Origin of the sequence: Streptomyces sp. NPDC015242 (assembly GCF_043079125.1) — a bacterium.
Classification (GTDB): Bacteria; Actinomycetota; Actinomycetes; order Streptomycetales; family Streptomycetaceae; genus Streptomyces.
In genome coordinates, this window is the sequence record NZ_JBIBUF010000004.1 from 601,994 (window position 1) to 613,926 (window position 11,933).

General features: G+C 75.1%; 9 protein-coding genes, 1 tRNA gene and 1 pseudogene. 5 read left to right on the plus strand and 6 right to left on the minus strand.

Annotation, left to right across the window (positions count from 1 at the left end; translation table 11 throughout):
• The first annotated feature begins 90 nt into the window (after positions 1–90).
• Positions 91–1,761, plus strand: coding sequence for an alpha/beta hydrolase (locus tag ACF07N_RS17395; RefSeq protein WP_392113458.1), 1,671 nt, complete (start codon positions 91–93; stop codon positions 1,759–1,761).
• A 108-nt stretch (positions 1,762–1,869) separates the two neighbouring features.
• Positions 1,870–1,943: transfer RNA gene (locus ACF07N_RS17400), tRNA-Thr, on the plus strand.
• Positions 1,944–2,014: 71 nt separating this feature from the next.
• On the opposite strand, the gene ACF07N_RS17405 is transcribed toward ACF07N_RS17400, so the two are convergent.
• Positions 2,015–2,218, minus strand: coding sequence for a hypothetical protein (locus tag ACF07N_RS17405; RefSeq protein ID WP_392113461.1), 204 nt, complete (start codon positions 2,216–2,218; stop codon positions 2,015–2,017).
• A 176-nt stretch (positions 2,219–2,394) separates the two neighbouring features.
• Between ACF07N_RS17405 and ACF07N_RS17410 the strand changes: the two genes are divergently transcribed.
• On the plus strand, positions 2,395–3,288 hold the full coding sequence (locus tag ACF07N_RS17410) for a glycosyltransferase family 2 protein (RefSeq protein ID WP_392113464.1): 894 nt from the start codon (positions 2,395–2,397) through the stop codon (positions 3,286–3,288).
• A 383-nt stretch (positions 3,289–3,671) separates the two neighbouring features.
• Positions 3,672–6,233: pseudogene (locus ACF07N_RS17415) on the plus strand (BTAD domain-containing putative transcriptional regulator); the annotation flags it as partial.
• A 3-nt stretch (positions 6,234–6,236) separates the two neighbouring features.
• Here ACF07N_RS17415 and ACF07N_RS17420 read toward each other — a convergent pair.
• From ACF07N_RS17420 to ACF07N_RS17430, 3 genes are read right to left on the minus strand one after another with little or no spacing between them, the layout of a single operon-like run.
• Positions 6,237–7,919: a bifunctional 3'-5' exonuclease/DNA polymerase gene (locus tag ACF07N_RS17420; RefSeq protein ID WP_392113467.1), complete on the minus strand. Its 1,683-nt coding sequence runs from the start codon at positions 7,917–7,919 to the stop codon at positions 6,237–6,239.
• Between the two features lie 52 nt (positions 7,920–7,971).
• Positions 7,972–8,715, minus strand: a complete 744-nt coding sequence (locus tag ACF07N_RS17425; RefSeq protein WP_392113469.1) for a Clp protease N-terminal domain-containing protein — start codon at positions 8,713–8,715, stop codon at positions 7,972–7,974.
• A 57-nt stretch (positions 8,716–8,772) separates the two neighbouring features.
• Positions 8,773–9,405, minus strand: coding sequence for a LysE family translocator (locus tag ACF07N_RS17430; protein WP_392113472.1), 633 nt, complete (start codon positions 9,403–9,405; stop codon positions 8,773–8,775).
• 109 nt (positions 9,406–9,514) lie between these two features.
• Here ACF07N_RS17430 and ACF07N_RS17435 point away from each other — a divergent pair, with 109 nt between their 5' ends.
• The gene (locus tag ACF07N_RS17435; RefSeq protein ID WP_392113475.1) at positions 9,515–10,615 is read left to right on the plus strand and encodes a DUF2786 domain-containing protein; all 1,101 of its coding nucleotides are present in this window, start codon (positions 9,515–9,517) and stop codon (positions 10,613–10,615) included.
• Between the two features lie 7 nt (positions 10,616–10,622).
• Here the strand turns inward: ACF07N_RS17435 and ACF07N_RS17440 are convergent, their stop codons facing one another.
• Both ACF07N_RS17440 and ACF07N_RS17445 read right to left on the minus strand, forming a co-directional pair.
• Positions 10,623–11,171, minus strand: a complete 549-nt coding sequence (locus ACF07N_RS17440) for a DUF4232 domain-containing protein (protein WP_392113478.1) — start codon at positions 11,169–11,171, stop codon at positions 10,623–10,625.
• Between the two features lie 156 nt (positions 11,172–11,327).
• Positions 11,328–11,861, minus strand: a complete 534-nt coding sequence (locus ACF07N_RS17445) for a hypothetical protein (RefSeq protein WP_392113481.1) — start codon at positions 11,859–11,861, stop codon at positions 11,328–11,330.
• Positions 11,862–11,933: the final 72 nt, after the last annotated feature.

Below are 11,933 nucleotides of genomic sequence, written 5' to 3' on the forward strand. Positions count from 1 at the left end.
CGGGCGGGCGCGACCTTGACGCCGTAACTCGTACGGGGCATGGCGCGCACGGACGGCACTCATCCCGTCGCGCAGAGTTACGCTCGCTGGATGCACACAAGGCGTACCCCCCGCACCGCCTCATCCCCGGCCCCGGGTTCCGCCGCGGCCCCGGCCCCGGGCGCCGTGCCCCGTGCGCGTGGCGCGCACCGCAGGCCCCGTGGCGCCGCCAGGACGGCCGCCGGTCTGCTGGCCACGGCCGCGCTGCTCGTCTCCGCCTGTTCCTCCGGGAGCTCGTCGACGTCCACCGCCTCGGCGGCGCAGGAGGCGGCCCTCGTCGCGCTGCCCCGCTCCACGCCCGCGGCGCTCTCGCCGTACTACGCGCAGAAGCCCGCCTGGAGAGGCTGCGGCGTGCCCGGCTTCCAGTGCGCCACGATCAAGGCGCCGCTCGACTACGCCAAGCCCTCCGCCGGTGACGTCCGGCTCGCCGTCACCCGCAAGAAGGCCACGGGACCCGGCGAGCGGCTGGGCTCGCTGCTGGTGAACCCCGGCGGACCGGGCGGCTCGGCGATCGGCTACGTCCAGGCGTACGCGGGCATCGGCTACCCGGCCGAGGTCCGCGCCCGCTACGACATGGTCGCGGTCGACCCGCGCGGCGTGGCGCGCAGCGAGCCCGTCGAGTGCCTGGACGGCCCGGCCATGGACACGTACACCCGGACGGACACCACGCCCGACGACGCGCGGGAGACGGACGGGCTGGTCGCGGCGTACCGGACGTTCGCCGAGGGCTGCGGCGCGGACGCCCCCCGGTTGCTGCGCCACGTGTCCACGGTGGAGGCGGCCCGGGACATGGACATCGTGCGGGCGGCGCTCGGCGACGAGAAGCTGAACTTCGTCGGGGCCTCCTACGGGACGTTCCTCGGGGCGACGTACGCGGGGCTGTTCCCGGAGCGGACGGGCCGGCTGGTGCTGGACGGCGCCATGGACCCGTCGCTGCCCGCACGGCGGCTCAACCTGGAACAGACGGCGGGCTTCGAGACGGCGTTCCGGTCGTTCGCGCGGGACTGCGTACGGCAGGCCGACTGCCCGCTGGGCACCAAGGGCGCCTCCCCCGAGCAGGTCGGCGAGAACCTGAAGGCGTTCTTCGAGAAGCTGGACGCCCGGCCCGTGCCCACCGGCGACGCCGCCGGCCGGGGGCTCACCGAGTCGCTCGCCACGACGGGCGTGATCGCGGCCATGTACGACGAGGGCTCCTGGGAGCAGCTGCGCGAGGCGCTGACGTCCGCGATGAAGGAGAACGACGGCTCGGGACTGCTGACGCTGTCCGACGGGTACTACGAGCGCGACACCGACGGCCGCTACAGCAACCTGATGTTCGCCAACGCGGCCGTGAACTGCCTGGACCTGCCGCCCTCCTTCGACACACCCGACGAGGTGCGCCGGGCGCTGCCCCAGTTCGAGAAGGCCTCCCCGGTCTTCGGCGAGGGGCTGGCGTGGGCCGCGCTGAACTGCGCGTACTGGCCCGTGGGCGCCACGGGCGAGCCGCACCGCATCGAGGCCAGGGGCGCGGCCCCGATCGTCGTGGTCGGCACCACCCGCGACCCGGCCACCCCCTACCGCTGGGCCCGGGCCCTCGCCGGCCAGCTCTCCTCGGGCCGCCTGCTCACGTACGAGGGCGACGGCCACACGGCGTACGGCCGCGGCAGCTCCTGCGTCGACCGCACGATCAACGCCTACCTGCTCCGCGGCACCCCGCCGAAGGACGGAAAGCGCTGCTCGTAGCGGCTGCACCGGGCCCCGGAGGGACCGCCTCCGGGGCCGGTACGGAGCACCCCCGGAAACTGTGTAGACTTACCGTCGTTGCTGATCGCACCATAGTGCGGACAGCGCGCCGCCTTAGCTCAGATGGCCAGAGCAACGCACTCGTAATGCGTAGGTCTCGGGTTCGAATCCCGAAGGCGGCTCACCTGAAACCCCAGGTCGGATCCATTCCGGCCTGGGGTTTCGTCGTTCGTGGATGCGGCCGGGCTTCCGGCTAGTCGCTGTCGCTGTCGCCGCCGCCGCGCCGCCCGCCGGAGCCGCGGCTCGCGGCGCCGGCCAGTTCGCTGCCGAGCAGTGTCACCTTCGCCACGCCGCGGGCCCAGCGCGGGGCGTCGCCCCGGGCCGTCCAGAAGACGCAGACGCAGCCGCCGACGACGAGCAGGACGACGGCCGACAGTATGAGTATGAGTACGAGCATGCTCGATCCCCCGTGTGTTGTCGCAGTGCTGATCCACGGCATCCTCTCAGGCGGTCGCCGCACGACGCTGTGTCCCGGGCGAATCGCCGTCCGGCAGGCGTACGGAGGGGGGCCTCGCCGTGAACGGCTAGCATCGCCGGTCGACCGTCAGTTGCCGACCGGGACGAGGTGAGGACATGGGGGCGCCCAGGATCGCCGTCGCCGTGGTGACCATGGGCAACCGGCCCGCCGAGGTCGACGCCCTGCTGGAGTCCGTGGCCAAGCAGGACGTGCCGCCCGAGCGGATCGTGATCGTCGGCAACGGCTGCCCCCTGCCCGAGTTCGCCCGGCGGCTGTCACTGCCCGGCCAGGTCACGCCGATCGAGCTCGACGAGAACACCGGCTGCCCCGGCGGGCGGAACGCGGCCCTGGAGCGGCTGCGGGAGTTCGGCGACATCGACGTCGTGGTGGACCTGGACGACGACGGCCTGCTCGTCGACCCCGATGTGCTGCGCCGCGTCAGGGACCTCTACGCCGCCGACGACCGGCTCGGCATCGTCGGCTTCCGCATCGCCGACGAGCACGGCGAGACCCAGCAGCGGCACGTCCCCCGGATCGGCAGGTCGGACCCCCGGCGGGGCGGCTACGTCACCGGCTTCCTCGGCGGCGGGCACGCGCTGCGCATGGCGATGCTCGACGAGATCGGCGACTGGCCCGCCGAGTTCTTCTTCGCGCACGAGGAGACCGACCTGGCCTGGCGCGCGGCCGACGCGGGCTGGCGCATCCTCTACGCGCCCGAACTGCTGCTCCGGCACCCGAGAACCTCGCCCGCCCGGCACGCCATCTACTACCGCGTCAACGCCCGCAACCGGGTCTGGCTGGTCCGCCGCCGGCTGCCGCTCCCGCTCGTCCCGGTGCATCTGGGCGTCTGGATGCTGCTCACCCTCGCCCGGAACCGGTCGAGTGCCGGGCTGCGGGCGTGGTTCGGCGGATTCGTGGAAGGCGTACGGGAGCCGGCGGGGGAGCGGCGGCCGATGCGCTGGCGCACGGTGTGGCGGCTGACGCGGCTGGGGCGGCCACCCGTCATCTGAGCCGGCCGGCGGGGAAGTCGAGGGGCCCCGGCCGTTCACCTCGCCGACCGGGACCCGGATCCGGCCGCGGCGGCGACACTCCCCCGAGTTGCGCGTCCAGACGCGCGCGCCGCCGGGCCAGATCCGATGTAGTGATCACATCAGGCTTTGCCAACGGATCGCTAACATGTGGCCAACGGTTCGTGGTTGCGTCGTCCGTCGATTGGCGGGAAGTCGCCGAACCAGGATCGAGGACGGCCGCAGCGGCGGCTGGTTCCGGTGGAGGACGTACGGACCGAGGTGGCGGAAAACCACCGCCGGGAAGCGGAAACTCGTCATGGGGGCGATCCCGCCGGGGGTGGGGCGACGACGGGGGCGGGATGGGGGCATCTGCATCTTCCGGCGTGGGCGGCGAGGACGCCGACGCGCCGGGCAAGGACCGGGCACGACACGCGCTGAGGTTCGGGCTGCTGGGACCGCCCGTGCTCTACCGGGACCAGGACCACGAGCATGACCACGGTTGTGGCCGCGGCCACGACCAGGGCTACGACGTTCCGGGCGGCACCGGACGCGGCGTGCCGCCCGGCCCGGCCCGGGCGGTGGGGATCAGGAGCCCCAAGTCCCGCGCGCTGCTGGCCGCGCTGCTGCTCGACGCGGGGCGGGTCGTCTCCGCCGAGTCGCTCAAGGACGCGCTGTGGGGGGAGGCGCCGCCCGCCTCCGCCCAGGCCTCGCTGCACAACCACGTGGCCCGCGTGCGGCGGCTGCTCGACGACCCCGGGCGGCTGCGGACCACATCCTCCGGTTACCTGCTGCGGGTCGACGAGGGCGAGTTGGACGTGCACCTGTTCGACGCCCGGGTCGCCGTGGCCCGTGCCGCGCACGCCCGCCGGGACTGGGAGGGCGTCATCCGGGTGAGCGCGGCCGCGCTCGGGCTGTGGCGGGGCGCGCCGCTCGCGGGGCTGCCGCCCGAGGTGGGCGGCTACGGCTTCACCGAGCGGCTGCGCGAGGCCCGCCTGCTGCTCCTGGAGTGGCGTCATGACGCCGCGCTGGCGCTGGGCGGACCGCGGCTGCAGGGGCTCGTGCCGGAGCTGGTGGCGTTGACCGGGGAGTATCCGCTGCGCGAGGTGTACCACCGCCAGCTGATGCTCGCGCTGCACCGCACCGGCCGCCAGGCGGAGGCCCTCGCCGTCCACCGCGACCTGCGCACCCGCCTTGTCGACGAGCTCGGCGTCGAGCCGGGGCCGGGGGTGCGGGCGGCACACGTGGAGGTGCTGCGGGAGGCCGGGGGGAGCCGGGACGGCTCGGACGCGCCGGGGGCGAGAGGGCATGGCGCACCTGCGCCGGAATCTCCATCCCCCCACGCCCTGCCCACCCCAGCCCGGGCTCAGACCCGGGCCCGAACACTCCCGTCCCCAGCCCAACTACCTCCGTCCACAGCTCAACTACCTCCGTCCCCGGCCCAACTACCTCCATCCCGGGCCCAACTACCTCCGTCCTCAGCCCAACTACCTCCATCCCCGGCCCAACTGCCCCCACCCCCCGCCCACTTCACAGGCCGCACCGCCGAACGCCACGCCCTGCACCGCGCCCTGACCGCCCTGACCGCCACGGGCCCCCGCCCCGCCGCGGTGATCAGCGGCATGCCCGGTGTCGGCAAGAGCGCCCTCGCGCTGCGGGTCGCGCACGATCTGGCGGAACGTTTCCCCCAGGGGCAGCTCCACCTCGACCTGCGCGGTGCCACGCCCGGCGCGACGCCCCTCACCCCGGGGCAGGCACTCACCGCCCTGCTGCGTGACCTCGGCGTCGAGCCCTGCCGTGTCCCGGGCCTGCCGGACGCGGCGTCGGCGTTGCTGCGGTCCCTGCTCGCCCGGACCCGCACCCTGCTCGTGCTGGACGGTGCCGTGAGCGCCGCGCAGGTGCGGCCGCTCCTGCCGGGCGGTGCCGGCTGTGCGGTGATCGTCACCAGCCGTTCCCCGCTCACGGCCCTGGACGGGGCGGCCCGGTTCCCGTTGTCGCCGCTGCCGGACGAGGACAGCGTCCGCCTGCTGCGCGCGGCCTCGGGGCGCGACGGCCTGGAGGGCACGGAGGCCGCACGCCTCCTGGCCGGCCGCACCGGCCGCCTGCCCCTGGCCCTGCGCGTCGCCGCCGCGCGACTCGCCGCCCGGCCGGCACTGACCCCGGATGCCCTCGCCGCTCAACTCGGCTCGGCCGAGGGCAGGTTGCGTCACCTGGAGTACGACGACCTCAGCGTCCGCCGCTCCCTGGCCGGCGCGCACGACGCCCTGGCCACCTCCGCGCATGAGACCGACCGGGACGCGGCCCTGGTCCTCCGCCGTATCGGCGCGCTGGACCTGCCCGCCTATGGCGCTCCGCTCCTCGCCCACCTCACCGGCACCGGCGTCCCGCGCGCCGAGGCCGCGCTGGACCGGCTCGTCGACGTGGCCCTGCTGGAGGAGCCCGCGTACGGCCGTTACGCGCCCCACGAGCTGGTCCGCGACGTCGCCCGGGACCTGGCGGCGGGCCAGTCCGCCGCCGTGCGCGACCCCGGCACCCCCGACGCCTCCCGCCTCACCGACATCGCCCTGCGCTGGTACGCCGCCGAGACCGAACGCGCTGCCGCCGCCGTCCCAGCCCCCAGCCCCGCTGCCGCTGCCGCCAGCGCCCCCACTCCCGCTCCCGCCGCCGGACCGGCCCACCGCTGTCGTCCCGCCGCGCGTCAGCCGGACGGGCGCCCGGCGCGCACCGGCCCCGCCACCTCCTTCACCACCCCCGAGGAAGCGTCGGCCTGGCTGGACCGGGAACTGGCGAACGTCGTCGTCCTGGTGCGGCGGCACACGGGCGACCCGCGCGGTGACCGGGCGGACCTCGTCCGCGCCCTCGCCCGGCTGCTGCTGCCCTACGCGCGTAGCCGCGGGCGGTTCACCGAGGCGGCGCTGCTCGACCGGGCCCGCTGCCGCCCGGCGCGCTGATCACTTGGCGTCCGCGTAGCACTCCACCACCGCCGTCGTGAACGGGAACCGCACCGGTGTCCGGCCGAAGGTCAGCCGCCCGGCCAGGTCCGCCGCCTCGCGGATCGCCGCCACGACCGTGTCCGTCTCCTCCTCGGGGCAGTGCACGATCACCTCGTCATGCTGGAAGAACACCAGTTCGGCAGCGAGGTCCGCGCAGGTTTTGCGCAGCGCGGCGAGCATCAGCAGGGCCCAGTCGGCGGCGCTGCCCTGGACGACGAAGTTCCGGGCGAAGCGCCCGCGGGCCCGGGCGTTGGTGGAGGCGTAGCCGGGCACCCACTGCTGCCGCGGGTCGTCCTCGGAGAGGGGGATGCCCGCCTCCTCCGTGCCCTCGTCCGCCGCCCGGGACGCCGGGGGGCAGGTGCGGCCCAGCCAGGTGCGGACCAGCCGGCCCTCCTCCCCGGCCCGCGCCGCCTCGTCGACGTAGGCGACCGCCCTGGGGAAGCGGCGGCGCAGCGCGGCGAGGTTCTTCAGGCCGTCGCCGGAGGTCTGGCCGTAGACCGCGCCGAGCACGGCGAGTTTGGCCTGGGCGCGGTCGCCGGAGAAGGCGCGGTCGGAGACGGCCTGGTAGAGGTCGGTCTCCCGGCCGGCCACCTCCATCAGGCCGGGGTCGCGGGAGATCGCGGCGAGCACGCGCGGCTCCATCTGGTCGGCGTCGGCGACGACGAGCCGCCAGCCGGGGTCGGCGACCACGGCGCGCCGGATCACCTTGGGGATCTGCAGCCCGCCGCCGCCGTTGGTCACCCAGCGGCCGGTCACCGTCCCGCCGGCGAGGAACTCGGGCCGGAACCGGCCCTCGCGCACCCAGTCCTGGAGCCAGGACCAGCCGTGGGCGACCCAGATGCGGTACAGCTTCTTGTACTCCAGCAGCGGCTTCACGGCCGGGTGGTCGACCGACTCGATCTCCCAGCGCCGGGTCGAGGAGATCTTGACGCCGACCTGCGCGAAGGCCTTGATCACGTCGGCCGGCAGATCCGGGCGGACCCGGCGGCCGAACGCGGCGGACACCTCGTCGGCCAGCTCGGCCAGGCGGCGGGGCTCGCCGCCGCCCGCGTACCGCTCGCCGAGCAGGTCGTGCAGCACCGCGCGGTGCACCTCGGCGCTCCAGGGCAGCCCCGCCCGGTTCATCTCGGCGGCCACCAGCATGCCCGCCGACTCGGCGGCGGTCAGCAGCCGCATGCGGTCGGGGTGCTCGGCGCGCTCGTGCCGGCGCTGCTGCTCGGCGTAGACGGCGAGGAGGCCGGGCAGGGGCAGCCGGACGCCCTCGGGCTCGAACAGGGAGGACTGGGAGCCCGGCTCGGCGGAGCGCAGCGGCGGATCGGGCGGTACCGGGCCCCCGCGCAGCCGGGCCAGGGCGGCCGCGGCCGAGCGGGGTTCCCCGTACCGCCCCTCGTGGCCGAGGAGGAGCGTCTCGGCGGCCTCGACGTCGTAGCACCGCTCGACTCGCACCCCCGTGGCGAGCAGGCGCGGGTAGACCTCGGAGGTGGAGCGCCACACCCACCGCGTCACACCGGGACGGCTCCGGACGGCCGCGGCGGCGTCCGCCTCGCGCCGCACCGGCCCGGCGGGCAGCCCGTCCGGGCCGAGGGGGGCGACGTCCACGCCACCGTCCTCGGCCGGAGCGAGCGCCCAGCGGTCGGCCATGCCGCGAGTGTGACAGGGGGGTCTGACAACGCCCCCTCGCCGTCGCCGGTGGTCAGGACTCGTCCAGCAGGTTCTCCTGCGCCCGCGCGATCTTCTCCAGCGCCGTGGCGACGTACTGCTCGGTCCGCTCCTTGCCGATGCCGAGACCGCTGAGGACGCCCTCGCCGTTCTCGTGCTCCAGCAGGGCGAGCAGGATGTGCTCGGTGCCGATGTAGTTGTGGCCGAGGCGCAGGGCCTCACGGAAGGTGAGCTCCAGGACCTTCTTGGCGGCCTGCCCGTACGGCACCAGCTCGGGGGCGTCGTCCACGGCCGGCGGGAGGGCGGCCGTGGCCGCCGCGCGGACCGCGTCGAGGGAGACGCCCTGCTCGACGATGGCCTTCGCGGCGAGCCCGTCGGGTTCGGCCAGCAGACCGAGGATCAGGTGCTCGGGCAGGCCCTCGGCGTTGTGCGCGGCCTTGGAGGCGTGGTGCGCGGCCATGACCGTGTTGCGGGCGCGGGGCGTGTACCGGTTGAAGCCCTGGCCGGGGTCGAGGTCGGCCGACTCCTTCGGCACGAAGCGCTTCTGCGCGGCCTGACGGGTGACGCCCATGCTCTTGCCGATGTCGGTCCAGGACGCGCCGGAGCGCCGGGCCTGGTCCACGAAGTGGCCGATGAGGTGGTCGGCCACCTCACCGAGGTGATCGGCGGCGATCACCGCGTCCTGGAGCTGCTCCAGAGGTTCCTGGTGCACCTTCTTGATCGCCGCGATCAGGTCGTCGAGACGTACGGATGACGTGATGCCGGGGTTGGTCGTCATGCTGTCAACCGTAGGTTGCGCCCTGCGGGGTGTCAACCGCGAGTTGACATGCGGTCGCTACTTGGGCGAGGTCGCCACCAGCCGCACCGCGAGGCCCGTGAACACCGTCCCGGAGACGATGTTCAGCCAGCGGTTCACCCGCGCGCTGCGCCGCAGGAGCAGGGACAGCCGCCCCGAGGCCAGCCCGACACCGCCGTCCCACAGCAGGCCCATCACGACGAGCGTGACGCCGAGCACCAGCAGCTGGCCCTGGACGTGGCCGAGCGAGGGGTCCACGAACTGCGGCAGGAACGCCACGTTGAACAGGATCACCTTGGGATTGAGCAGATTGGTGATCGCGCCCTGCCAGAACGCCCGCCGCAGGCCCGGCCCGGCGGTACCGGCCGTCCCGTCGCCCGGCGCTGACCGGTCCCGGAAGGCCTTCACCGCGAGATACAGCAGATAGGCCGCGCCCGCCCAGCGCAGCACGTGGTAGAGCGTCGGCAGCGCCGTGAACAGGGCCGACAGGCCGAGGGCCGCCGCGACCGCGTGCACGAGCATCGCGCACGCCACCCCGGCCGCGGCCATCACACCGGCGGCCGGCCCGCCCCGGCCGCCCATCGCCACGATGAACATCATGTCGGGACCGGGGGTGACGCAGAGCGCGAAGGCGGCCACCAGGAAGGCCGTGTAGAGAGTCATGTCCACCATGCGCGCCATGCTCGAACCCCTGCCGCCCCGGGGCGACGGGATTCCGGGGAGTGAGACGTACCCGGGCCGCGGCCCCGGGCGGGCGGGGCGGGCGTGGCACCATCGGCCCGTGAGCACGTCCACCACCGTCGACCGCGCCTTCGCGGCGGCCCTGTACGCCACCGGCGAGACCGCCCTCGACACGGGCGCGTCCCTGCTCGCCTCCGACCCGGCGGCCGACGCCGAACTGGCCCGGCGCGGGGAGGAGTTCCTGGCCGCCGCCTGGCGGCGCGGCTGGCAGCCGGCCGACGTCGTACGGATCGTCCGGCGGGAACTGGACGAGGCGCACGTCCTCCTCGCCGCCGCTCTGATCCGCGCACAGGCACCCGGCGACGTCGCCCGCGGCCGCCGCTGGAACGCCCAGCTCGCCGAGCTGCCCGCCGGCACCCCGCCCCGCACCGACCGCTTCTCGCACGCCACGGCCGTGCTGGAGCTGTACCGCCTGCTGCTGCGTCTGCCGGCCCTGGAGTCCCTGGACGAGACGCCGGGCACGACGCGGACCGAGCCCCGCATGCTCACCCGCATCCGCGCCCTGCTCGCCAAGGCGGAGGCGACCGGCTTCCCGGAGGAGGCGGAGGCGCTCAGCGCGAAGGCCCAGGAGCTGATGGCCCGGCACAGCGTCGACGAGGCGCTCCTCGCGGCCCGGGCGCCCTCGCCCGACACGCCCGGTGCCTGCCGGATCGGGGTCGAGCCGCCGTACGAGCAGGCCAAGGCGGTGCTGCTGGACGCCGTCGCCACGGCCAACCACTGCCGGGCTGTGTGGAACGAGCCACTCGGCTTCTCCACCGTCGTCGGCTTCGAGACCGACCTGGAGGCGGTCGAACTCCTCTACACCTCGCTCCTGGTGCAGGCCACGACCGCGATGACCACGGCGGAGGCGGCCCAGCGCGCCGGCGGCCGCAAGCGCACCAGGACGTTCCGCCAGTCGTTCCTCGCCGCCTACGCCCATCGCGTCGGCACCCGCCTGGCGGCGGCCGCCGAGACGCAGGTGTCCGACGACCTGCTCCCGGTCCTGGCCTCCCGGGACGTCGCCGTCACCGGCCGGCTGGACCGCATGTTCCCGGAGACGACCACCACGCGGCTGCGCGGGGCGAGCGACGCGGCGGGCTGGACGGAGGGCGCGCGGGCGGCGGACCGGGCCCGGGTCGAGCACCGGCCGCCGCTGCGCTGATCTTCGGTCAGTCCCCGGAGGACTCGAAGCCGCTCACCGAGGCCTGTGCCGCACCGCCCCCGTCCTCGCGGGCGACGTCGCCGTACGACCACGCCAGTTCGTGCGCGTCCTTGCCGGAGCCGGGCAGGGTGAAGGACGCCTTCCGCACGGGCAGGCTCTGCGCGGAGCCCGCCTCGCCGCGCACGTAGGTGATCGTGAAGGACGTCGAGGCGCCCTCGCCGAGGGTGAGCGGCCGGGCCTGCGCGGGCTCCTCAGGGGACACGGACGTCGTGCCGCCGTCGGCCAGGAGGTCCACGGCGGGGAAGCCGTCGAGGGTGCACCGCGCTCCCTGGTTGGTCAGGGTGACGGTGACGGTGCCGGTGTCGCCGGCGGCCGGGGCGGCGCCGGCTCCGACCTCGACGCCCAGGTCGGCGAGCGCGCAGGCCGAACCGTTCGCGGGGTCCGCGTTCTTGGCGTCGTCGCCGCCGGTGCCGCCGCCGGTGTCACCGCCGCCGCAGCCGGTCAGCAGGAGCGCCGCGGCGAGGGTGGCGGCCATGGTCAGGGGAAAGGTGCGCATGTGGTCCTCTGGGCGTGATGAACAGCAGCGGCTTCGGGCTCCAGGATCATCACGCACCGGGCGGCGGGGCGGGCACGCACCCCCTGCGAATCCCCCGAACGCCGGACGGGGGCGCACGGCAACGCGTGGTGCCCGGGACTGCCGGAGCGTGACCCGCTACTGCGTCCCGAGGCTCGCCGTGGGCAGGCCCGTCGGCAGCTTGCCGCCCTCCGCCTTGGTGTAGGTCTCCTCGCCGAGGCCGCCCTCCCAGGTGACCTTCATGGTGCCGCCGGCCACGGTGCCGACCGTCCCGGTCGCCCGGCTCGTGCTGCCGTCCGTGCACTTCAGGCGGATCGTCCGTGTCCCGGACTCCTCGCCCGCCGTACCGCTGCAGATGCTCCCGCCGGTGGCGAACAGCGCGGCCTGCTTCCCGGTGATCACCAGGGCCACGGCCTTGCCGTCGGTCGTCGCCAGCCAGCTGCCCGCCAGCTCACCGGCGCCCTCGCCCGTGGAACCGGGGTCCGCGCCGGTGTCCGTGCCCGAGTCCGGGCCGCCGGTCGCGGAGGGCGCCGTGGCCGAGGGGGAGGAGCCGGAGCCCGCGTCGTCCCCGGAGTCACCGTCGCCGCTGCACCCCGTCAGCGCGAGCGCGCCCGCCAGTCCCGCGGCGGCCGCCGCGACGCGCACCGCGCCGCGGCGGCGCCAGAAGGTCACCGAAGTCACTGCAAGCCCCCAAGCTGTCGCCGGCCGGCCGGTCCGGAACAGCACCGGCCGGCCCCATGGCCG